Below are 21,337 nucleotides of genomic sequence, written 5' to 3'. Positions count from 1 at the left end.
CTTGCGGCGGCTCCTCAGGATGAGGGTGGAACATAAAATGATTGACCTCATCCTGAGGAGGCTGCGCAGCAGCCGTCTCGAAGGATGGGCGGCGGGCCGGCCCTGTGCGGCGCTAACTCCGCAGCGGACGGACCTTGCCCTTCAGCCGCGCAGGGGGCGGACCTTGCCCTTCAGCCCCGCAGGGGGCGGATCTTGCCGGCGTCCTCGCCCCAGCGTTTCACCGTGCCGGCGTCGAGGCCGAAGAGGTCGAGCACGCGCCCGAGGGTGTGGTCGACCATGTCGTCGATCGACTGCGGGTTGGCGTAGAAGCCGGGCACCGGCGGCGCGATGATCGCGCCCATCTCCGACAGCGCCAGCATGGAGCGCAGGTGGCCGGTGTGCAGCGGCGTCTCGCGCAGCATGAGGACCAGGCGGCGGCGTTCCTTCAGCACCACGTCGGCGGCGCGGGTCAGCAGGTTCGAGGTGACGCCGGTTGCGATTTCCGACATAGAGCGCACCGAGCAGGGGGCGATCACCATGCCGAGGGTCTGGAAGGAGCCGCTGGAGATCGCCGCGCCGACGTCGCCGGCGGGATAGACCTTGTCGGCCAGGGCCGTCACCTCGGCCACTTTCAGCTCGGTCTCGTAGGCCAGGGTGATCTCCGCCGCCTTGGACATCACCAGGTGGCTCTCAACCGGCAGATCGCGCAGCATCTCCAGCAGGCGCACGCCATAGCGCACGCCGCTTGCCCCGCTGATGCCGACGATCAACCGCTGATTTTGGGTCACAGACTTAACCTAACTTAACCTAAGTTTTTCCACGCGCCGGGGGCGTCATCGAATTGCAATCGAACGGTCCCTGGTCTAGCATATTCGGGTACCTAGAGGCTCATTGGAGGTTCCGAATGCCAGCAGATGAGCGTATCGCGTCGTTGCGAACCAAGCACGCGGCTATCGAAAACGCAATCGACGAGGAAGAACACAGGCCGCATCCCGACGATCTCCGGATTATTGAACTTAAACGCGAAAAACTCCGGATCAAGGACGAAATCGCGGGACACATGGACAGCTAGCCAAACTCCCAAGCACAAAGCCTCAGTCAAGCAACGCCTGATACGCAGGCGCCGGTCATCTGGCAGCCAGGCAGGCCCGTGCCGAAGGGAAGGAACCCTTCAGGAGAGCAGCAAAAGCAGAAGCGAAAAGCAGCCACAAAAGCAGTCGCCGGCACGACGGACAGACAAGCAGGCATCCGACGCTTCCACCGCGTCCTTCACCCTCAGTTCGAGAGGGACCGAAGGGCGCGGTTTTGTATTTGGGGGAAGCGTCCTCGCTAAGGCTGGACGCCGGTCTGCCCGCAGCCGGGCCACGGGACTCAAGTTGAGCCGGAGCGGATCATGCCAAATTCAGACTGGAGTTCTGAGAAACAGTTGGCAGCAGCAGCGATCATTCGCCTCGACTCCCGCTAGAAGTCCGTCAGCAGGTTCCTTTCCTTGCTGGCACGTGGAATGGGGCGAAATCTGCAAAGGCGAGCATTGCTGGACCGGGCAAATCCATAGAACGGCTGATCAGGCCAATCTGGCACTGCGTAATTGGCTTAGCGATCTCACAGAAGGCGATCGGTGTCGTTGTTGCGACCAACTTGGGCAGCACGGTCACGCCCGGTGCTCCGCGGATTGTGACCAGCAGAGTAGTCGAATTGTGTAGCCGCAGGCGGGCGCGTATAGAACGCGGGTCGAGGCGATTGCCGCCTGATAAGTAACGAGATCCAAGATCGTTGCTATGTACTTGGCAACACGCTCGTCATGGCATGCAGGCCCCTTTCTGGCTAACCTTTTGTTCGCCTAGCAGACTGGTCTATGGCAGTTTTTCATTTTTCTTCCAGTTGTTAACGCTCAAATAGCTTGACGTCGCCAGCTAATCTCGACACTTTTTTTGAATGGCGTAGTAGCCTAGGCGAGGGGTCAAGTTACCTGGTGTCGAGGCACCAATGCGCTGAGGGGTGACGATAAGCCCTTAGGTACGCTTCGTCAGTGGAAACCCTTGATCTAAGACCCCTCGCCGCCCTCATGGAAAAAGCTCTAAAACAGGAAATCAAAAGACTTTGCCGGCGCGCAGGGCGGCGAAACAATGGCCGCGATGCAAAGGCGCGTCAGGATCGGCAAAAATTTGAGAAGCGGACTGGATTGAAAGCAGGACTGCCGAAGCCAGCATCCTCGCTGGCGAAAGTTCATCGACACTTTGATCCTACCCATTGCGCGAGAAACGCTAACATCATCGCAAAGACGATTTGGAAAAAGGTCCTTGATGCCACCTACGAGCCGGTACCGGCGGTCAGGTATCAGATTCCTAAGCCTCAAGGCGGAGTCAGGGAGATTATGGCTTTTGCCATCCCAGATGCGGCGCTGGCAAACGTGGTGCTTCGAAGGGCCAGGGATCGGAATATCAAGAGACTTTCGCCCTTTTCTTACGCTTACCACCCTGAACGTGATGTGTTTGATGCTATCTTGGCCCTGAAAGGGTTCATGACTGATCAAAGATTGTTTGCCGTGCAGATCGATTTTCAAAAATACTTCGACACTATCCCAACTCGATACATGGAGCGATGTATTGACGATAGAGAGCTTGTAGCTGTTACGCCCCATGAGCGCTTCGTACTAAAGGAGTTCATGCGACACCAGTTTGCGAGCGTTTCTGACTATCTAATTGGAGATTTCGCGAGGCGGCACATTGGCACGCCGCAAGGCTCGTCTGTCTCACTTCTTCTTGCGAATCTCGCCAACCACGAGCTTGATCGTTCCTTGGAACGGAAATCAGGACGCTTTGTCAGGTACGCGGACGACGTAGTTGCCCTTTGCTCGACCTACGCTGAAGCGGAGGAACTTGAAGAGACGTTTATCGAGCACTGCCAGAACAGTGGCCTCATAATAAATGAGAAGAAATCGCCCGGAATCGCTATCATTGGCAAAGATGAAGCGGAAATTAGAAGTTATTCTGGATTCGACTATCTTGGATATCGGTTTACCAAGGGCGGCCTTAAGATCCCCGATCATGTCCGGGCACGTATAATCGCGAAAATGTCACGGCTTATACAAGTCTATCTGATTCAGTATCCTAAAAAATTTGGATTCAATAAGAACCGCTGCCGCACGGTACGCAAGCCATACGACTGGGACCTTCTTGGACTCGTTCTTGAGTTGCGAGGATACCTCTATGGCGGACTCGAAGAGGAAGAGATCACTAAATTTCTCAACGGTGGCGACAAGCTACGCGAGATGCGGGGCTTGATGGGATTTTACGCCCTTCTTGAAGACGCTGAAACGCTTAAGGAGTTGGATCGCTGGTTGCTTGTGAGCCTACGGCTTGCAATGAGGAAGAGGCAGCGCATTCTGAAGATCAAGTACAAGCGAAAAGGCCTCTCGCCCTCGGCCGAGGAACTCATCCTCGGCCAATGGCTCGACAAGAGAGCATGGCGTGGCCCAAATTGCCCGAACCCGCGTCTCCCTAGCTTTGTTCGAGGCTGGCGAGCTGCGCGCAAATACTACTATACATTTGGCCTAGAGGGCGTCGAACCTCCGCCATATTCATATTATTGAGAGCGATAATGTGTCTGGCGATACTCGAAATTTTGTATTTTATGATACCGAAACAACCGGAACGAATGTTGAGTTTGATCAAATTATTCAGTTTGCGGCCATATTGACCGACAAGAGCTTTAAAGAGCTTGATCGCATAAATATCAGGTGCCGACGATTGCCATGGATAGTCCCGTCGCCCAGTGCGATGATCGTTACCGGCATTTCGCCAAGTCAAATTGACAACCCTAATCTGCCACAATTTCCCGATATGATGGCGAGTATACAGGAGAGGTTGCGATCCTGGTCTCCTGCACTCTTCATTGGGTACAACTCATTCCAGTTCGATGAGCCGCTTCTGCAACGGGCGCTGTGGCAAACATTGAACCCGCCTTACCTAACCGTCACTCATGGCAACGCTAGGGCGGACGTTTTGCCTCTAGTGCGTGCTATGTCGAGGATCTCACCGCATGCACTTGTAGTGCCTAACATTGCATCTGGTCGCCCTATATTTCGTTTGGATCGGCTTGCCCCATTGAATGGATACGCTCACACCGATGCGCATGATGCCTTGGGAGATGTGCTGGCCGTCATTCACATTTGCAAGAAAATCGCATCGAGGTCCCAAGCGCTATGGGCCCTGTTCTTGGACTGTTCCGATCGAGAATTTGCGTCTCGGCTAGTGAATACAGGGAAGCCTATCTTTTTTGCAGAACCTTCTAAGGACGGCCGCCCTGGTTGGTGGGGGCTTCCAATCGGTTCTGATAACAAACAGAAATCAGCCAAGTTTGTGGCCAAATTGGAGGCCGACTGGCGAAGATTCTTCTCGAATACGATCTCATCACAGGAGATGCTCATCACGAGCCATACATTTCGGATTCGACGTTTCAAGGAGAACATGTTTCCTATTGCTGCTAGCCAGTATGAGGCCGGAGCGCACCTTGGGATTGTGCCATCCAAGAGAGTGGCAGAAGAAGCTGCGTTTCTCGCGTCCCCCGAGCGAAGGGCCATCCTAGTGAAGCTCGCAACGAAAATGAGAGAAGAGTGGCCGGAACCAAGAGCTTTAGAGCAAAGGATTTTCGAAGGGTTTCCAGGCAAACATGACGAAATGGTGATGCGAAATTTTGCAGAAACACCTTGGTCTCAAAGGGCAAGCCTCATTCGGAAGTTCAACGATCCAAGGTTTCAGCAGATCGCACAAAGGCTCATTTTCTTGATGGCTCCAGAGAGTCTTTCGAAAAGCGATAGATCTCGGGTCAAACAAGGAATAAGGGACAGATTACTGGGTCAGAACCCCGACCAGAATCTTTGGCGGACAGTAGCCATTGCACGTTCTGAACTTGATGAGATTCGCAAAGCGTCGCCCCATGAGAATGCGACTCAGGAGATCGAGGGCTGGCTTCATAAAATAGAGCGTTCACTGGCTTCAACGAAATAGTCGCGCGTAAACATCTGTAAAAGCGCGGTATATGCTCCGCCGGATCGGCTTCGGAGAATGGCAGTCTTCTACGCGCACGCTTTTCTTTGGAGCTTTGTTGGGTGTGCCCGGCGCAGCCGGATCAAGGTTTGCCCGCCACAGGGGGTAAAGGAGTGATGTTCGGACCTGGAACAAAGGCGCCCATCAACATTCCAGTCGCCACGTCGGACATGCCGTTACCAGCGGACCTCTCCGGGCAATTCCCAAGAAGAGGATGAATCAGCTAAGGCGCCCCGCTAAACCCTCCCCTCTAAAGATCGCGGGCCTGGCTGCGCAGCACGAACTTCTGGATCTTGCCGGTGGAGGTCTTGGGCAGCGGGCCGAAGACCACCTTGCGGGGCGCCTTGAAGGAGGCGAGGCGCTGGCGGCAGAAGGCGATGAGCTCCGCCTCGTCGGCTGTTGCGCCCGGCTTCAGCTCGACGAAGGCGCAAGGGGTCTCGCCCCACTTGTCGTCGGGCTTGGCGACCACGGCGGCACCGGCCACCGCCGGATGGCCGTAGAGCGCGTTCTCGATCTCGATGGAGGAGATGTTCTCGCCGCCGGAGATGATGATGTCCTTGGAGCGGTCCTTCAGCTCGATGTAGCCGTCGGGATGCCAGACGCCCAGGTCGCCGGTGTGGAACCAGCCGCCGGCGAAGGCCTTCTCGGTCGCCGCCGCGTTCTTCAGGTAGCCCTTCATCACCACGTTGCCGCGCATGAAGACCTCGCCCAGGGTCTCGCCGTCACGCGGCACGGGGGCGAGCGTCTCGGCATCGGCGACCATCAGGCCTTCCAGCACCGGATAGTTCACGCCCTGGCGCGACTTCATCGCCGCCTGCAGCTCGATGTCGAGCTCGTCCCATTCACGGTGCCAGGCGCAGACCACGGCGGGGCCGTAGACCTCGGTCAGGCCGTAGACGTGAGTCACCTCGATGCCCGCGTCCTGCATCGCGGCCAGCACGGCGGCCGGCGGCGGCGCCGCCGCGGTCATGAACTTCACCTGGTGATCGAAGACGCGCTTGTCGTCGTCGGTCGCGCCCAGCAGCAGCTGCATGACGATGGGCGCGCCGCAGAGGTGCGTCACGCCGTGGTCCGCGATGGCGTCGTAGATCGCCTTGGCGCGCACCTGGCGCAGGCAGACGTGGGTGCCGGCCAGCGCGGTCACCGTCCAGGGAAAGCACCAGCCGTTGCAGTGGAACATCGGCAGGGTCCAGAGATAGACCGGGTGCGGTCCCATGCCCCAGACCTGCATGTTGCCGATGGCGTTCAGGTAGGCGCCGCGGTGATGGTAGACGACGCCCTTGGGATTGCCGGTTGTGCCGGAGGTGTAGAGCAGCGACAGCGACTCCCATTCGTCGTCCGGCAGGCGCCAAGGAAACTCGGGATCGCCGGTCGCCAGAAAGGACTCGTAGTCCGTCTCGCCCAAAAGCGCGCCGCCTTCGCCGAGAGGATCGTCGATGTCGATGACCAGGATTTCGTGGCTGACCTCTTTCAGCGCGTCCTCGATGACGCCGGAGAACTCGCGGTCGGTGATGAGGACCTTGGCTTCGCCGTGGTTCAGGGTGAAGGCGATGGTGGCGGCGTCCAGGCGCACGTTGAGGGCGTTCAGCACCGCGCCGGCGGCGGCGACGCCGAAGTGCGCTTCCAGGCAGGGCGGCGTGTTGGGCGCCATGACGGCGACGGTGTCGCCCTTGCCGATGCCGCGCTTTGCGAGCGCCGAAGCGAGGCGGCGGCAGCGGTCGTAGACCTGCGCCCAGGTGTAGCGGAGATCGCCGTGAATGACGGCGCAGCGCTCAGGGTAGACGGCTGCCGCGCGCGGCAGGAAGCTCAAGGGGCTGAGCGCCACGTGATTCGCCGGCCCGCGCGCCAGGTCGGTCTCGAAAGGGTTACGTGCGTCGTCCATCGTCGCTCCCACCTGCCTGCGGCCCCTTTTCCGGCAAAGAGAGGTAGCGCCCCACTTTCGCGCACGCAACTTTTGTCATCGCCTTGCCCGCCGATTTTACACGATCGGTCTTTCTTGCCATCAACCGCAAGTTTTTCTTGATTCCGGAATCGGACCTGGACTATATCCCGCCTCCCGCACGCAACCCCGCGCGCGGTCAACGCGAAACGGAAACCCGATGACCTTTATGGATCGTCACTTGCGCCCGGAAGGGGCACACACCCACCGGGTCTAGAGCCCCGCGGTTTCCGCGCGACTCCTGCCCCGGCGCAATGCGAACAACGGAGGCAGGAATAGATGACAGCATCACAGAGAAAACGACGATAGGCATCCCTCGCGAGAGGATCAGGAGCCTTCATTCGTTTGGTACTTGGCAGACCGCCCTTCAGGTCCGGGTTCGTGCACCCGGCCGGCGCGCTGGACGCTCGTAATGCGTCTTGCGTGTGTCGGGCAATGAGTACCTTGCGGCCGAACTAGCTCAGTGGTGAGAGCACCGGATTGTCGATCCGGGGGTCACGGGTTCAATTCCCGTGTTCGGCGCCATGGATGTAGCTCAGTGGGTTAGAGCACTGGATTTTCACTCCAGCTGTCGCGGGTTCAACTCCCGCCATCGCGAAACTCAGCCTGTAAAGCTGATCCAAAGACGAAGGATGCCGGAAGAGCGCCAGGCCTCGTCCAGAACCGCCGCCGAAAGGTTGCGGGGAAGGGCAGGGGCCGGGCGGCAAGGGCTTCCGCGCGTCTCCACCGCGCCCTCCGACGCTGTCCGCAAGGACCGCCGGCACGCCGTCCCGCGATTTCTTGCGGGCGGAACCCTGGCGGCCCGCGCGGCCGGTGGAGGGAGGGCGCCGGGGCCGCCCGGCCCACGCTGTCGGGGCTCTTCCGGTGTTCCTCAACCTTATTCCCGAAATTCATTCTTCGGTTCCGGCCTCTCGCGCGGGCGACAACGAGAAAAGAGAGACAAGAAGAAAAGAAGAAAGGATTGGTCCGATGTTCTACAGGACCGTGAAGATTGCCGACTACGAGCTCGGTCTGCTCTACCGCAATCGGGCTTTCGTTCGGGTGCTGGAGCCGGGCGTGCACCGCATCCTGCGCGGCCGCGGCAGCTTCGGCGTGGTGACGCTGGACCTGCGGGCACAGCCGGTGAAGGACGTGGCGCTGGACGCGCTGTACCTGACCCACCCGCGGGTGGTCGAGGCCTACTTCCTCGTCGCCGACATGGGTGACGGCGAGGCCGGCTTCGTCTACGCCGACGGCAAGCTGGTCGACGTGGTCGCGCCGCAGCGCAAGGCATTCTACGCCCGGCACCTGCGGGAGATGAGCCTGGAGACGGTGGATGCCACCGAGGCCGTCGCCGTGCCGCAGCGGCTGGTCGCGCCCCTGGTGCGGCTGGCGGCGAAGGACCCGGCCGTGCGTGACCTGGTGGCGGTGGTCGAGGTGGCCGCCGACAGCGTCGTTCTGCTCTACGTCGACGGCGTGCTGGACCGGCAGCTGAAGCCGGGCCGCTATGCCTTCGTGAAGGCGGTGCGCAAGGTCCAGGCGGTGGCCTTCGACCTGCGTCTGCAGGCGCTGGAGGTGACCGGCCAGGAGCTGCTGACCAAGGACCGGATCGGCATCCGGGCCAACCTCACCGCCGTCTTCCGGATCGTCGATCCGGTGAAGGCGGTGACGCTGACCGCGGACCTGAAGGACTTCCTCTACAAGGAGCTTCAGTTCGCGCTGCGGCAGGTCATCGGCACGCGGACGCTGGAGGAGGTGCTCGGCGACAAGCTGGGCATCAACCAGGCGATCGAGGCGCTGGTACTGCCCAAGCTCGGCGACGCGGGCCTCAAGGTCCCCTCCGTCGGTGTGAAGGACATCATCCTGCCCGGTGACGTGCGGGAACTGATGAACCGGGTCATCGAGGCGGAGAAGACCGCGCAGGCCAACGTCATCAAGCGGCGTGAGGAGACCGCGGCGACGCGCTCCCTCCTCAACACCGCCAAGCTGATGGAGGACAACCCGATCCTCCTGCGGCTGAAGGAGCTCGAGGCGCTGGAGAAGGTGTCCGAGAAGGTGGGTAACGTCGTTGTCGCCAACGGCCTCGACGGCGTCCTCGAGGATCTGGTGCGGATCCGGCCGCGTAAGGTGTGAACCCCAGCGGCCGGCGATTCACCGGATTGCCAGCGGGGCCGGGATCATCCGACGGAAGGTGATCCCGGCCCCGTCTTCCAGCGCGTCCAAATCTCATCCCCAGAACAACACGCTTTGTCGTTCCAGTTTAAAGACGATCAAGCAGAAGTGCCGAATTAGATAAGAAGAAATCCGAAGCGGCGCTTCGCGCTTATTCCCATTCATTTCCTGGCGGCCGACTCAATCTCTGTTAATGCTCTGGTGTTAGCTCTAGGCACTTCTTTGCGACAAATTGCCGCGTGAGGGGACCAGCGCGGCTCGAGGAGTGAGTGCCGCCATGTCTGCCGCCAAAGCATCGCATTTTCTGAAGAGCCTGAGCGTCAAGGCCAAGACCTTCTCCGCTTTTTTCGTCTTGGCGGTGCTGACCGGCCTGGCCGGACTCATCGGCGGCTGGACCGCCAACAGCCTGGGCGAGGACGGCGTGCTGGTCGCCGAACGCCTGGCACCGCTGGGCGACGCCGCGATGGAGATCAAGCTGTCCGCCACCGGGGCCCACCTGATCTTCGAGGAGATCATGGCCGGCGACGCCGGCGAGGACATTCAGGTCGTGTGGGATCTGCTGGAGGACGCGCGCTTCTATGCCAACGCGATCCTCAACGGCGGTGAGAACGAAGAGGGCCGCTTCTACGCCAGCACCGATCCGGTGGTGCGCCGGAACGTCGATACCCTGCTGAAGGATCTCGACGCCTTCGTCGCCGTCGCGCAGACCCGCCACGCCTCGCTGGCCGAGCGCCAGGGCGTCGGCAGCGGCGCCGACGAGCGCTTCGACGCGCTCTACGATTCCCTCATCACCGGCATCGCCGAGGGTGCCAACGGCGGCTTCCTGGCCAACAGTGCCGAGGCGCAGCGCCTGGCCGGCACCGCGCGCTACCTGCTGGCCAACGGCCACCTGATGGTGGAAGAGGTGCTCGGCGGCGACGCCGGCGAGGACATCGCCGAGGCGACCGGCAACTTCGCCGAAGCTCAGGCCCTCGTCGCCCAGCTCGGCGACACCTACGGCATGGCCGGTGCCTCCGAGCTGCTGACCGCCATTCAGGAGCTGAGCGACCTCGCCGTCGAGCGCGCCCGCTCGGTCGTGCAGGTGGGCGCCGCCGGCAGCGAGGCCGACGAGATTTTCGATGCCTCCTTCGAGGGCCTCATCGAGAGCGCCGACATCGCCGAGGAAGCGATCCACGCCGCGATGACGGCGGGCGTGGCCGACCTGCGTTGGAAGAAAAGCGAAGGCGTGCTGCTGCTCGGCATCGTCACCCTGGTTTCCTTCGCCGCGGCCATCAGCCTGGCTTTCTACATCGGGCGCAACGTTTCCGGGCGCATCGCCTCGCTGGCCGGCGCCATGCAGAAGCTGGCCGCCGACGACTTCTCGGTCGCCGTGCCGCACGCCGACGATCGCGACGAGATCGGCGTCATGGCCGGCACCGTCGAAGTCTTCAAGCAGAACGGCGTGAAGGCGCGCGAGCTGGCCGCCGACCAGCAGAAGGAGCAGGCGGGCCGTGAGGCGCGTGCCCGCCAGATCGAGGCTTTCTGCAAGGGCTTCGACGAAAAGTCCAAGCAGGTGCTGGGCGCCGTCACGGCCTCCTGCGCGGAGATGCGCGAGGTCGCCCGGAAGATGTCCTCCATCGCCGAGGAGACGGCGACCCAGGCCAAGGTGGTGACCGGCGCCGCGGAGGAGGCTTCCTCCAACGTGCGGACCGCCGCGTCGGGCGCCGAGGAGCTGTCGTCGTCGATCGGCGAGATCTCGCGCCAGGTCGCGCAGTCGAACGACTACACCGGCAAGGCGGTGAGCGAGACCGAGAACATCACCCAGCGGGTGAAGGGCCTGGACGAGGCCGCGCAGAAGATCGGCGAGGTCATTGGCCTGATCTCCGACATCGCCGAGCAGACCAATCTGCTGGCCTTGAACGCCACCATCGAGGCGGCGCGCGCCGGCGAGATGGGCAAGGGCTTTGCCGTCGTCGCCGGCGAGGTGAAATCACTGGCGACGCAGACCGCCAAGGCCACCGAGGAGATCTCCAAGCAGATCGGCGGCATGCAGGAGGCCACCGGCGACGCGGTCAGCGCCATCGACGGCATCCGCAGCATCATCGCCAGCATCAACGAGAATGCCTCCGCGATCGCCGCGGCGGTGGAGCAGCAGAACGCCGCGACCAACGAGATCGCCCGCAACGTGCAGCAGGCCGCCGCCGGCACCTCCGACGTTTCCGCCAACATCGGCGGCGTGAACGACGGGGCCGCGCAGACCGGCTCGGCCGCCGCCCAGGTGCTCAGCGCCGCCGACGCGCTGACCGCCCAGGCCGGCGAGCTGCAGCGCGAGGTGCACGACTTCCTGGAGTCCGTGAAGGCCGCCTGATGTCCCCTCTCCCCTGCGTGGGAGAGGGATGCGCAGCCTTGGCGCGATCTAAGATCGCGCTTAGGCGAAGCTGGGTGAGGGGGCGAGCCCCCGTCAGCTCCAGGTCAGCACGAAGAGGCCGGCGAAGATCACCGGCACCGCGGTCAGCGCGGCGACGATCAGCACCGGGTAGCCGAATACGGCGATCGCCGCGGCCAGCAGCAGGAAGCCGTTGAAGGCGAAGAAGGCCTTGGCGCTGCCGCTGCCCTCGACCGCGTCCTGCAGCAGCCAGCCGGCCAGCGGCACGGCGTAGAGCAGGCCCAGCAGCATCCGCCCGGCGGTTTTCAGCGCACCGGGGCGCGCCTTCGGCGCCGCCGCGCGCGCCACCGCCGCCCGGCCCTCGAAATCCTTAAGACGCCCGCGCTCCTGGTTGCGCGCTTTCTCACCGGAGCGGATGGCGAAGAAGATCGCGGCACCCACCGCCGGCGGCAGCGCCAGCAGTGCCGGCGGATAGCCCTCGGCGGCGAGGTAGGGCACGCTCAGGAGGCTGCCGAGGAGGGAGATCCACGGCAACAGCGCGATCAGCAGGCGCACGCTGCGCGCCTCGGGCCGCGCGAACTCGTCGGCGCCGCCCATGGAGTTGGCGAGGAAGCCGAGGTTCACCAGGAAGAACCACGCCAGCACCGGCACGCAGGTCGCCGTCAGGGCGGCCACCAGCGGCAGGTCCAGGTTCACGGTCGAGCCCGGCAGGATGGTCAGCTCGAAGACGAGCCAGACCGCGAAGGGCAGCAGCATGAAGCCGCCCACGGCATAGGGAAGGTGACGCATCGAAATCTAAGGCCTTGCGGTTAGGGGGGATGGTTTCTTGTTCGTTGCCAGTCAGGATCTGCGGTCCAGTGACCGGGATATAGCCGCCACCCCCGCCCGCCACGAGTTGCGACAAGGTCGCAGGGACGTTTTGCCGCAGGGCCGGGGAGCCCTCTCCCCCCCTGGGAGAGGGAAGCGCGCCGCCCCGCCGCTACAGATCCCGCTGGTAGATGATGAATCCCGGGCGCTCCGCCACGCGGTCGTAGAGCCGCCGGGCCGTGGCGTTGCTCTCGTGGGTCTGCCAGTAGACCCGCGCCGAACCCGCCGCCTGCGCCGCGTCGCAGACCGCCTGGATGAGCGCCCGCCCGACGCCGCGGCCGCGCGCCGCCTCCACGGTGAAGAGGTCCTCCAGGTAGCAGAGCGGCTGGATAAAGTTGGTGCCCAGGTGAAAGAGGTAATGGGTGAAGCCCAGCAGCCTGCCTTCGTCACCCCCGGCGCTTGCCTCGGCCGCCACCAGCGCCCACAGCGGCTGGGAGTCGTCGAAGAAGCGCGCCCAGGCCGCCGCCGTCACCTCGGGCTCGACCGGCGGCTCGCCGTTCCGCCCCCAGGACCTGCCATAAAACACGTTGTAGGCATGCCACAGCGCCAGCCATTGGGCGTGATCCTCCCGCCGCACGGGCCGCACCGCGATCGCTCCGGCGTTGTCCGCTGCCATCCTGGTCTCCCCCTGTTTTCTGCCGGAACCGGCCTGCCGCGCCGGGGTTGGTAGCACGCCTTCGCGGCCCGCGGAACAGACCCGACGCCCGCGTGTCGCCCGCGCGGCTTACGGCGGCAGGCAACCATTCAGCCCCCCGGACGTTCTGATCCGAAACCCGCAGATCCCCAACCCCCCGTGATTCCCAAACCCCAGGGAGGCGACACGGCGCATGAACAAGTCTGTACCGCAGAACCCGGCCCCGGCCTCGCCCGGCGATGCCGACCCGCAGGAGAGCACGGCGGTTCTCGTCGTCGAGGACGAGTTCCTCGTCGGCCTCGAGATCTGCGATATGCTCGAATCGATCGGCTGCCGGCCGCTCGGTCCCGCCAGCAGCGTGGAAGGCGCGATCTCCCTGCTGGAGGCCGATCCGCCGTCCTGCGCGCTGCTGGACGAGGAACTCATGGGCCGCTCCGTCGCGCCCTTCGCGCGCCGTCTGAAGGCGCTCGGCATCCCCTTTGCGATCATCAGCGGCTACAGCGAATCGATCTCCGACGACGCGCTGATGGAAGGCGCGCCGCGCTACCCGAAGCCGCTGACCTATTCCCTGCTGCACACCATTCTCGAAGCCCTGAAGGGCGGCGACTGCATCGCCTCTGACCGGCGCCCCGACGGCCGGGGAACCGGGACGGGCGGCTGACGCCTTGCCGCCCCGCTCCGCCGTCCCGTCCCACGGGTCCATTCCCACGACTTCCCCGGACCAATCGCGCCCGCCGCTTGACGCTGCCCGGCGCGGCCCCCAGGATTCCTGCGAGAGCGAGCCTGCAGGACGCAGGCTTTCAGAGAGCGAACGGAGAGCGCCGATGGAATCCGTCAATTTCACGCAGATGAAGGACGGCACCAAGGAGGAATACGCCTACCTCACCGACTTGGTGTACGACCACCACCGGCACACCGCCGAGCGCCTGCTGGCGGCGATGGCCGCACTGGAGGACGGCATCTCCGGCTACAAGGTGACGCGCCTCGGCCACTCGCTGCAGACCGCGACGCGCGCCTTTCGCGACGGCGCCGACACCGACTGGATCGTGACGGCGCTGCTGCACGACATCGGCGACATCCATGCGCCCTTCAGCCACGCCGACTACGCCGCGGCGATCCTGAAGCCCTTCGTGCGCGAGCAGTGCACCTGGGTGACGCGGCGCCACGGCGAGTTCCAGCTCTACTACTACGGCCACCTCATCGCCGGCTTCGACCGCGACAGCCGGGAGCGCCACCGCGGCCACCCCTACTTCGACGACTGCGCCGACTTCTGCGAGCGCTGGGACCAGGCGAGCTTCGACCCCGACTACGACACCCTGCCGCTGCAGTTCTTCGCCCCCATGGTGCGCGACGTCTTCGCCCGCCGCCCCTACGACGCCACCGTGCTCAGGCCCGGCGAACGCGCCCCGCTGGTGACCGTCGGCCCCTAGGCCCTTCCGCTCCCGCTTCGGGCGCCCGCCGCCCGCCCCCGGGGGAGGGCGTCTCCCACCCTGCACCCCATCCGCGTAGCCTTCGTTGAAAACAAAGCCTGGACGCGAACTCCGGGCGGACTAAGATGGCGGGACCGGCCCGGCGCCGGCCTCCCGGACCATCGCGCGTGTGCGCGCACCCGGTCCCGCCGCCGGACCCGCAGCGGTAACAGGTGATCGCCTCTCCTTCCCGGCAGTGTCGCAGCGGAGGTGCCGTCATGTCCTGGGTAAAGCGGACGTCTTCCGGAAGCATCACGGCGCTGGCCGCCGCGCTGGTCCTCGCCGGCGCGTCCTTCAACGCGGCCGAGGCGCGCTACGAGGTCATCTTCAAGCTGCCGAATTCCTTCGCCGACAAGACCCAGCAGCACCAGTACTACAACCGCCTGCTGAAGGAATACCAGGGCTATGCCAAGAGCAGCTCGGCCGACGTGCGTGCCTGGCGCGCCTTCCTGACGACCATCGAGGACCAGCCGCAGGAGGCCCAGATGAAGGCCTTCTACAAGGAAACCTTCTCCCTGGTGAAATACCAGTCCGAACGCGGCGACGTCTGGTCGACACCGGGGGAGACCATCGCCCGCGGCTACGGCGACTGCGACGACTACGCGCATGTCTACATCGTGTCGGCCTACTTCGGCGGCTTCGACATCGAGAAGATCTGGATGGTCGCGGGCCAGGTGAGCGCCGGCGGCTCGAAACCCGTCGGCCATGCCGTCGCGGTGATGGAGATCGACGACGGGCGCCAGTTCGTGCTCGACAATCTCTACGGCCGCGTCGTGCCGGACAGCGAGCACAAGCGCTTCAAGCCGGTCTATTCGATCAACGCCGGCCAGCAGATGTTCTATGCCCTGGTGAACACGGCCCTGGCGGAGGCTTTCTGACCATGGCGGAGGCCATCTGATCATGGCGCGCTTGGGCTTCATCGCGGCACAGCGACGGCGCGCGCCCCTGGCCGCCGCGCTGCTCGCCCTCGCCGCGCTCGCGATGGGGCCCGGCGCTGCCGCGCAAACGCTTGACCCGTCTCTCGACCCGACGCTGCGCAAAATCGTCGATACGAAGACCCTGGTGGTCGGCCACCGCGAGCAGTCGGTGCCGTTCTCCTTCATGGTCTCCGAGGCGACCGGGCTGCACCACGGCGCCCCCGGGGCGGTGGTCGGCTACACCATCGACCTCTGCCTGGCGGTGGCCGAGGACCTGAAGCAAAGCCTGAACCTGCCGGATCTCGCCGTCGAATACCGCGCGGTGACGGCCGAGACCCGTTTCCAGGCGCTGCAGGACGGCGACATCGACATCCTCTGCGGCTCGACGACGGAAACCCTGAAGCGCCGCGAGCAGGTCGCCTTCTCGCTGCTGACCTTCGCGACCGGCATCGAGTTCCTGGTGCACGACGAACTCGACTTCAGCGCGGCGGTGGACTTCAACGGCCGGCGCGTCGGCGTGGTGGGCGGCACCACGGCGGAGGACGCCGTGCGCGAGGCCATCGTCCGCCTGAACCTCGTCGATGTGGAGGTCGTGCTGTTCAACGGCTACGACGCCGGGCTCGCCGCCTTGGAGGACAAGCAGATCGCCGCCTTCTTCGGCGACCGCATCCTGCTGGTGAACCTCATCGGCCGCGCGCGCGAGCCGGAAAAGCTGACGCTGCTCAACCGCCTCATCTCCTATGAGCCCTATGCGCTCGCCGTGCGCCGCGACTCGCCCGACTTCCTGCTGGCCGTCGACCGCACCCTGGCCGCGCTCTACCGCTCGCGCGACATCCTGCCGATCTTCCAGCGCTGGTTCGGCGGCATGGGCGTGCTTTCCAACGAACCCTTGCTGCGCGCCCTCTACAACCTCCAGGCCCTCCCGGAAGGGCAGTAGGTCCAAACCCCTCTCCCCCAGCGTGGGAGAGGGATGCGCAGCCTTAGCGCGCGTGCGCGAATAGGCGAAGCTGGGTGAGGGGGCTCGAGGATCCGGGAGACCCTCAGTCGTCGTGATCGACGATCGCGTACCAGCCCTCGACATCCAGCGGGACGATCTGTGCCCCCGGCTCTTCCTGCCAGTGCGCGAGGTATTTGCTATTCGGAGTGTACGCGACGATCAATGCGTCGCTGCTGGTGAACAGGAATCCTCTGCGCTTCAGCAGATAGCGGATCGTGATCAACTCGCCGTCGATCTGCGAGCCCACGCGGGCCGCTTGGATATTGATAACCCCCAGGTCCTTGGTCATGACCTCGACCTCGCGGTACGCCGCCAGGTCGTCGGCGGAAAAGTTCTTCGAATTGGGTATGAACTGAAGCCGCAGGGCCGGTTCGACCCAGGTGATCTGCGGCCGTGCCAGCAGAGCAGCGTTCAGCCGCAGCAGGTCGCGCCTGTTCTCCGCGAACCAGGCCGCGCCGCTCTCCGTGGTGTAATCCAGGCTGATCCAGCCGGCCAGCAGCACCGGCAGGCCGAGCCCCAGCAGAAGCAGGACCGCATGTCTCCGCATTTCCCCCCCCCTTTGAAAGTCTCCAGCGTTTTTGTGGCGGACGATTGCGGCGCTTTTCCGCCGGAACCATGACGATCTGCTGGCCAGGGATGATTCCCCTCTCCCCTCGCGGGAGAGGGATGCGAAGCCTTGGCGAGGAACGAGCCTAGGCGCAGCTGGGTGAGGGGGACTCCCTCTCCCCAGCGGGGAGAGGGTCGGGGTGAGGGGGCCCTTAGCCCCTCAAACCCGCACCACATCGAGGATTTGAAAGTCTTCCGCGTACCAACGGATCCTGCCTTCCTCATAGTCGATGGCTTCCCAGTTGATGCCTTCCCAACCCTTGGCACTGATGTCCACGACGGCGAACCCGGTGATCTGGGAGAGGATACCGCCGCCCACGCCCTTGATCTGAACGCTCGACACGCCGTCGAAACGCAGGTCCATGGCCAGCGGCGGGTCGAAGCGCTCAGTCTTCAGGCGGCAGTGAATAAAGGCATAGCGTCCCTGGTGATCCAGGGTGAACAGCCGAAGCGTACTAAAGCGGCAGAGCGTCAGGGACTCGGAGAACTTCTTCAGCTTCCCGATGCCGCGGATGTGTTCCATTTATCGAAGTCCTCAGTCCTTCCAAGCTGCCGCTGTCGCACGCTGGCGCCTCGGCCTACGCAACCTTCTCCCCGCAACTCGGACAGCTTCTCGGCGCGTAGGGCGCGACAAAGTATCCCCGCTTAATCAGCGACCAGCCGCCGCTATTCGCCGCCGGCCAGCGAGGCCGCGACCACCTCCGTGGCGGCGCGGATGAGGATGCCGCGCGGCACCCGGTCCTCGAACGTCAGGGCCAGGGCATCGATCTCGCGGTAAGCATCGAAGGCGATGGTCCAGTGGTCGGCGTTCACATAGCCCAGCAGGCCGCTCTGCGGCATGATCTGGTCGTACCACAGCAGCTTGCCGTCGTTGCGCGGATCGATGCGCGCCAGGCGGTCGTAGGAATAGCGGACCAGCGGCGACAGGCTGTCGGCCTCCGGCGCGGCGACCAGGGAATAGAGCGGCACCGTGATGTCCTTGCGGTGGCGCTGCCACCAGGCCAGGCGGCGGTCTCTCTGCAGGTCCTCGATCTCTTCGCCGTCGCTGGGCGCGCAGCCGGGCAGCGGGAAGCCGGCGACGCCGTTGCGGTACAGCGTCGACTGGATGTCGGCCAGCGGGCTGCCGTTGGCCGCGGCGGCGACGCCGACGACCGCGGCGACCTGCCCCAGCGCCTCGGGATGGCGCAGCGCCATCTCCAAGGTGTCGATCAGCCCCTTGGAGTGGGCGAAGAGGATGAAGGGCCGGGGGTCCGGCGGCAGGCCGGCGATCATCGCCGCCAGGCGGTCCGCGTTGCGGGCGGCGCTGCTGCGTCCCGGCACCTGGAAATAGGCGGCGGTGAAGCCCGCTGCCTCCATCGCGCTCTGCGCGTCGCCGAAGGCGCGCGAGTAGTCGTCGAAGCACTGGGCGAACAGCCCGGGCACGAAGCCGATGCGAAAGCGCTGGGCGAGTTCCCGCTCCGTCACCTCCGGCGGCGCTGCCGGGGCCGCGTCCGCCGGTGCCGCCTCGGGAGCCTCGCCCGCCAGCCGCAGCACGACTTCGTCGCAGGCCGGTCCCTCCGCCGGCAGGCGGCGGCAGGCCGCCGCCCGGAAGGCCGCGCGCAGGTCGCGGCCCCCGGCGCCCGTGATATCGACCAGCGCGACCGGCGCCGTGTCCGTGGAATAGAGCGGCGCCGCTGGCGTCGCGCACCCGGCGGCGCCGCAGGCCGTCCCGATCGCCAGCAGCAGCGCCCGCGCCGGCCGCATCGGCCTGCTACGCAATCGCCGCGCCCCGGAACGCGGGCGTTCCGCTGCGACCGCGCCGCCCGCGCGGCAAGCCGCACCCGCCGTCATTCGCACCCTTCACCGCCGGATCTCCGCCTGGCCGCCCCCGCCCTGCCGCATCCGGCTGCATTGGATCATGGAAGCGCGCCCGCCTCAACCGGACGCGGCCCGGGCCCTGCCGTATCCCCCTTCCACATCATCCTGAGGAGCCGCCGGAAGGCGGCGTCTCGACCTGCCTGCCCGGAGCCGCTTCGGCGAAGGCAGGAGTATGGGGGAGGCCCCGCTATAACCCCCTCCCCCTTGATGGGGGAGGGAGGGGAGGGGTGCTTTTGGTTTTCCTCTTCCCTGCGTGGGAGAGGGATGCGGGTGACGCGCCGCCACGGCGAGTTCCAGCTCTACTACTACGGCCACCACCTCGCCGGCTTCGACCGCGATCGGCGCGAGCGCCACCGCGGCCACCCCTACTTCGACGACTGTGCCGACTTCTGCGAGCGCTGGGACCAGGCGAGCTTCGACCCCGACTACGACACCCTGCCGCTGCAGTTCTTCGCCCCCATGGTGCGCGACGTCTTCGCCCGCCGCCCCTACGACGCCACCGTGCTCAGGCCCGGCGAACGCGCCCCGCTGGTCAACCCGGCCGCGGCGTAAAGCCCTCTCCCCACCCCCTGAGCCTCATCCTGAGGAGCGCCGAAGGCGCGTCTCGAAGGATGCGGCGTGACCTTGATTTTCCAATTCCTGTCCAAGAGAGCGACGCGGCGAGAGGATGATCGCCCAAATCGAACGAGCTGGCGCATACATTAACCATGACAACCATTGCGATAATGCGGTAATATAAAGTTCGTTTTCTGGGCGAACATGTGTAAGAGCCTCAGCTGAGATGACAAATGGTCCGTCTAAGTACAGCGCGGCTGCATCTATGGTCGGTTATCTGTATCAGTGCAGAGAAGCTCTTCTACTCGCCATTGAAGAAAGCGCTCGATTCCCGAATCGTCTTTTGTGCGTCGAAAAGTTTGACGATGTCTCTTTTGAGACTGCAGCCGGAATAACATCGCAGTTTCAACTCAAACATCATTCTATTGCATCTAGTCTCACGGATGCTAGCTCAGATCTCTGGAAGACGTTGCGAATCTGGAGCGAACAGATCGTTTCGAATCCTCAAGCCCTGTATGAGTGCAAGTTTTCGATTATCACAACTGCTACGGCGCCGAAAGATTCTGTAGCCGCGAAGTTGCGAGTTGGTCGCAATGATAATGACGAAGCAGAAGCTCTCGATATCTTGAGTCGAATCGCTGCTTCATCTAGCAACAAGGCGACAACAGTCGCCCGGGAAGCTTTCCTGTCTTTGCCGAGTCAGATGAGAAAAGATCTCGTTGCAGCAATTGTGGTCCATGATAATGCTCCAACAATTACTGATGTGCGCAGCGAGATTGAAGAAAGACTAGCTTTCGCTTCCCCGGCACAACACGTTGCAAAGCTCGTCGATCACTTGGAAGGTTGGTGGTTTGCGACTATCGTCAAAGCTCTAACCGATGCGTCGGCACCGCCGATATCTCTTCTGTCGCTTCGACAGAAAATCGACGAGATCGCTTCTCAATTTCGTATGGGTGATCTCATGCTCCACCAAGAGGTCTCAGAAGTTCCGGACGCGGAACTCGCATCTGATAACCACATCTTCGTCAAACAGATGAAGTGCGTTGGTCTCTCTGACCCCGTCGTCGAATTGGGAAAGCGCGACTATTACCGAGCCTCAGCGCAACGAACTGCGTGGGCACGAGAGAATGTCCTTCTTGACGGTGAATCGAGCCGCTATGACGAAGCGCTTATCGAACGCTGGCAGAGTGAATCATTGGCTCAGCAAGATACTGCTGACTTGTCATCAGACGACCTAAAAAAAGTTTTTGGGCGCACCTTATATCATTGGGCCAACCGGAGCGAGCTACCTTTTCGAAATAGACATGAGCGTTGGCTTTGTACCGGTTCGTATCAGATTCTTGCAGACAGTGTGAGGGTGGGTTGGCATCCCGACTATCAGGCCTTGTTCTCTGAGAAGAAATCAAAAGGTGATGGCTAATGCTTCCAAAATGGGATGCTAGGCCGAAGGAAGAGGCAACACTTTTTAATCCGGCATTCTGTGGAATGCTCGCCATCGAGTTCGTGAAGGAGTATCAGAAAAGTACTGCTGCTCCCTGTCCATTTGTGCTCCCATTTTGCGGGTTGCCGATTGCATTGCATGCAAGGACGCGGAATGCACTCCCTTCAACGACCTTAACATCAATGTACACTTGGCGCGAACGGAACCCCGAAGTCATGGTCGGGTATGTTCAGAGAGCAAAGGGTCTTCGGCCGACGCTTCAGGAAGCGGTTCGCTTCTGCATTGATAAAGGAGCTCTGACAATTTCGACAGACGGCGGCTTGCAACTCGGTGCACAAAAATTGGCTGTGTCACAGAAGTTCATCCATAGCCTGACATATGATGCCCAGGGCTGTGTCTCGAGCGCTCGTCTGCTTGGGCGATGGTTCGCAAAGGCGGGTACGACGTCAACTATCTTATCTAGTTGGGGTATAAAACCGTGAGCATGAGAATCAAGTCGATAGTTCTGTACT

19 protein-coding genes and 2 tRNA genes are annotated in these 21,337 nt (G+C 63.2%); 14 read left to right on the top strand and 7 right to left on the bottom strand.

Annotated elements, in window-relative coordinates; all coding sequences use genetic code 11:
• Nucleotides 1–170: 170 nt before the first annotated feature.
• On the bottom strand, nucleotides 171–767 hold the full coding sequence (locus WDC82_RS00525; protein WP_340115273.1) for a UbiX family flavin prenyltransferase: 597 nt from the start codon (nucleotides 765–767) through the stop codon (nucleotides 171–173).
• Nucleotides 768–883: 116 nt separating this feature from the next.
• Between WDC82_RS00525 and WDC82_RS00520 the strand changes: the two genes are divergently transcribed.
• From WDC82_RS00520 to WDC82_RS00510, 3 genes are all read left to right on the top strand, one after another.
• Nucleotides 884–1,051 (top strand): YdcH family protein, encoded by a 168-nt coding sequence (locus WDC82_RS00520; protein WP_340115272.1) that lies wholly within the window; start codon nucleotides 884–886, stop codon nucleotides 1,049–1,051.
• 957 nt (nucleotides 1,052–2,008) lie between these two features.
• Nucleotides 2,009–3,571: a reverse transcriptase domain-containing protein gene (locus tag WDC82_RS00515; RefSeq protein WP_340115271.1), complete on the top strand. Its 1,563-nt coding sequence runs from the start codon at nucleotides 2,009–2,011 to the stop codon at nucleotides 3,569–3,571.
• A 10-nt stretch (nucleotides 3,572–3,581) separates the two neighbouring features.
• Entirely contained in the window at nucleotides 3,582–4,988 is a 1,407-nt protein-coding gene (locus tag WDC82_RS00510; protein ID WP_340115270.1) for an exonuclease domain-containing protein, read from the top strand.
• A 289-nt stretch (nucleotides 4,989–5,277) separates the two neighbouring features.
• Here WDC82_RS00510 and WDC82_RS00505 read toward each other — a convergent pair whose 3' ends face one another.
• Nucleotides 5,278–6,909, bottom strand: coding sequence for an acyl-CoA synthetase (locus tag WDC82_RS00505; protein ID WP_340115269.1), 1,632 nt, complete (start codon nucleotides 6,907–6,909; stop codon nucleotides 5,278–5,280).
• Nucleotides 6,910–7,415: 506 nt separating this feature from the next.
• Here WDC82_RS00505 and WDC82_RS00500 point away from each other — a divergent pair.
• From WDC82_RS00500 to WDC82_RS00485, 4 genes are all read left to right on the top strand, one after another.
• Nucleotides 7,416–7,491 (top strand) — tRNA-Asp (locus tag WDC82_RS00500).
• Nucleotides 7,487–7,564, top strand: a tRNA-Glu gene (locus WDC82_RS00495). Before WDC82_RS00500 ends, WDC82_RS00495 begins: the two co-directional genes overlap by 5 nt.
• 371 nt (nucleotides 7,565–7,935) lie before the next feature.
• A complete protein-coding gene (locus WDC82_RS00490; RefSeq protein WP_340115268.1) occupies nucleotides 7,936–9,078 on the top strand; it encodes a slipin family protein in 1,143 nt (380 codons plus the stop codon).
• Nucleotides 9,079–9,394: 316 nt separating this feature from the next.
• Entirely contained in the window at nucleotides 9,395–11,464 is a 2,070-nt protein-coding gene (locus tag WDC82_RS00485; RefSeq protein ID WP_340115267.1) for a methyl-accepting chemotaxis protein, read from the top strand.
• A gap of 93 nt (nucleotides 11,465–11,557) precedes the next feature.
• Here the strand turns inward: WDC82_RS00485 and WDC82_RS00480 are convergent, their stop codons facing one another.
• Complete coding sequence (locus tag WDC82_RS00480) at nucleotides 11,558–12,271, bottom strand: hypothetical protein (protein WP_340115266.1); 714 nt, start codon at nucleotides 12,269–12,271, stop codon at nucleotides 11,558–11,560.
• Between the two features lie 190 nt (nucleotides 12,272–12,461).
• Nucleotides 12,462–12,965, bottom strand: coding sequence for a GNAT family N-acetyltransferase (locus WDC82_RS00475; RefSeq protein ID WP_340115264.1), 504 nt, complete (start codon nucleotides 12,963–12,965; stop codon nucleotides 12,462–12,464).
• 211 nt (nucleotides 12,966–13,176) lie between these two features.
• Between WDC82_RS00475 and WDC82_RS00470 the strand changes: the two genes are divergently transcribed.
• The 4 genes from WDC82_RS00470 to WDC82_RS00455 all read left to right on the top strand — a co-directional run bounded on the left by WDC82_RS00470 (nucleotide 13,177) and on the right by WDC82_RS00455 (nucleotide 16,306).
• The gene (locus tag WDC82_RS00470) at nucleotides 13,177–13,644 is read left to right on the top strand and encodes a hypothetical protein (protein ID WP_340115263.1); all 468 of its coding nucleotides are present in this window, start codon (nucleotides 13,177–13,179) and stop codon (nucleotides 13,642–13,644) included.
• A gap of 163 nt (nucleotides 13,645–13,807) precedes the next feature.
• On the top strand, nucleotides 13,808–14,413 hold the full coding sequence (locus tag WDC82_RS00465; protein ID WP_340115262.1) for an HD domain-containing protein: 606 nt from the start codon (nucleotides 13,808–13,810) through the stop codon (nucleotides 14,411–14,413).
• Nucleotides 14,414–14,670: 257 nt separating this feature from the next.
• Nucleotides 14,671–15,330, top strand: coding sequence for a transglutaminase-like domain-containing protein (locus tag WDC82_RS00460; RefSeq protein WP_340115261.1), 660 nt, complete (start codon nucleotides 14,671–14,673; stop codon nucleotides 15,328–15,330).
• A 22-nt stretch (nucleotides 15,331–15,352) separates the two neighbouring features.
• Nucleotides 15,353–16,306 carry an amino acid ABC transporter substrate-binding protein gene (locus WDC82_RS00455; protein WP_340115260.1) on the top strand — a complete coding sequence of 318 codons (954 nt, stop codon included), beginning with the start codon at nucleotides 15,353–15,355 and terminating at the stop codon, nucleotides 16,304–16,306.
• A 103-nt stretch (nucleotides 16,307–16,409) separates the two neighbouring features.
• On the opposite strand, the gene WDC82_RS00450 is transcribed toward WDC82_RS00455, so the two are convergent.
• From WDC82_RS00450 to WDC82_RS00440, 3 genes are all read right to left on the bottom strand, one after another.
• Nucleotides 16,410–16,913, bottom strand: a complete 504-nt coding sequence (locus tag WDC82_RS00450; protein WP_340115259.1) for a hypothetical protein — start codon at nucleotides 16,911–16,913, stop codon at nucleotides 16,410–16,412.
• Between the two features lie 219 nt (nucleotides 16,914–17,132).
• The gene (locus WDC82_RS00445) at nucleotides 17,133–17,495 is read right to left on the bottom strand and encodes a hypothetical protein (RefSeq protein ID WP_340115258.1); all 363 of its coding nucleotides are present in this window, start codon (nucleotides 17,493–17,495) and stop codon (nucleotides 17,133–17,135) included.
• 143 nt (nucleotides 17,496–17,638) lie between these two features.
• Entirely contained in the window at nucleotides 17,639–18,730 is a 1,092-nt protein-coding gene (locus WDC82_RS00440) for a hypothetical protein (RefSeq protein WP_340115257.1), read from the bottom strand.
• A 369-nt stretch (nucleotides 18,731–19,099) separates the two neighbouring features.
• Between WDC82_RS00440 and WDC82_RS00435 the strand changes: the two genes are divergently transcribed.
• The 3 genes from WDC82_RS00435 (at nucleotide 19,100) to WDC82_RS25160 (ending at nucleotide 21,307) form a co-directional block, all read left to right on the top strand.
• On the top strand, nucleotides 19,100–19,381 hold the full coding sequence (locus WDC82_RS00435) for a hypothetical protein (protein WP_340115256.1): 282 nt from the start codon (nucleotides 19,100–19,102) through the stop codon (nucleotides 19,379–19,381).
• A 229-nt stretch (nucleotides 19,382–19,610) separates the two neighbouring features.
• Nucleotides 19,611–20,804, top strand: a complete 1,194-nt coding sequence (locus WDC82_RS00430) for an ABC-three component system protein (RefSeq protein ID WP_340115255.1) — start codon at nucleotides 19,611–19,613, stop codon at nucleotides 20,802–20,804.
• Nucleotides 20,804–21,307 (top strand): three component ABC system middle component, encoded by a 504-nt coding sequence (locus tag WDC82_RS25160; RefSeq protein WP_367576120.1) that lies wholly within the window; start codon nucleotides 20,804–20,806, stop codon nucleotides 21,305–21,307. Before WDC82_RS00430 ends, WDC82_RS25160 begins: the two co-directional genes overlap by 1 nt.
• Nucleotides 21,308–21,337: the final 30 nt, after the last annotated feature.

Origin of the sequence: Pelagibius sp. 7325, from assembly GCF_037652055.1 — a bacterium.
Taxonomy (GTDB): Bacteria; Pseudomonadota; Alphaproteobacteria; order Kiloniellales; family Kiloniellaceae; genus Pelagibius.
This window is presented reverse-complemented; position numbering and strand designations above follow the sequence as displayed.

What these genes read in the sequence shown, in the direction of transcription:
- WDC82_RS00520 (WP_340115272.1), top strand. Translation starts at nt 884, where the DNA reads ATGCCAGCAGATGAGCGTATCGCGTCGTTGCGAACCAAGCACGCGGCT.
- WDC82_RS00470 (WP_340115263.1), top strand. Translation starts at nt 13,177, where the DNA reads ATGAACAAGTCTGTACCGCAGAACCCGGCCCCGGCCTCGCCCGGCGAT.
- WDC82_RS00460 (WP_340115261.1), top strand. Translation starts at nt 14,671, where the DNA reads ATGTCCTGGGTAAAGCGGACGTCTTCCGGAAGCATCACGGCGCTGGCC.
- WDC82_RS00485 (WP_340115267.1), top strand. Translation starts at nt 9,395, where the DNA reads ATGTCTGCCGCCAAAGCATCGCATTTTCTGAAGAGCCTGAGCGTCAAG.
- WDC82_RS00505 (WP_340115269.1), bottom strand. Translation starts at nt 6,909, where the DNA reads ATGGACGACGCACGTAACCCTTTCGAGACCGACCTGGCGCGCGGGCCG.
- WDC82_RS00445 (WP_340115258.1), bottom strand. Translation starts at nt 17,495, where the DNA reads ATGGAACACATCCGCGGCATCGGGAAGCTGAAGAAGTTCTCCGAGTCC.
- WDC82_RS00455 (WP_340115260.1), top strand. Translation starts at nt 15,353, where the DNA reads ATGGCGCGCTTGGGCTTCATCGCGGCACAGCGACGGCGCGCGCCCCTG.
- WDC82_RS00480 (WP_340115266.1), bottom strand. Translation starts at nt 12,271, where the DNA reads ATGCGTCACCTTCCCTATGCCGTGGGCGGCTTCATGCTGCTGCCCTTC.
- WDC82_RS00450 (WP_340115259.1), bottom strand. Translation starts at nt 16,913, where the DNA reads ATGCGGAGACATGCGGTCCTGCTTCTGCTGGGGCTCGGCCTGCCGGTG.
- WDC82_RS00475 (WP_340115264.1), bottom strand. Translation starts at nt 12,965, where the DNA reads ATGGCAGCGGACAACGCCGGAGCGATCGCGGTGCGGCCCGTGCGGCGG.
- WDC82_RS25160 (WP_367576120.1), top strand. Translation starts at nt 20,804, where the DNA reads ATGCTTCCAAAATGGGATGCTAGGCCGAAGGAAGAGGCAACACTTTTT.
- WDC82_RS00490 (WP_340115268.1), top strand. Translation starts at nt 7,936, where the DNA reads ATGTTCTACAGGACCGTGAAGATTGCCGACTACGAGCTCGGTCTGCTC.
- WDC82_RS00465 (WP_340115262.1), top strand. Translation starts at nt 13,808, where the DNA reads ATGGAATCCGTCAATTTCACGCAGATGAAGGACGGCACCAAGGAGGAA.
- WDC82_RS00430 (WP_340115255.1), top strand. Translation starts at nt 19,611, where the DNA reads ATGACAAATGGTCCGTCTAAGTACAGCGCGGCTGCATCTATGGTCGGT.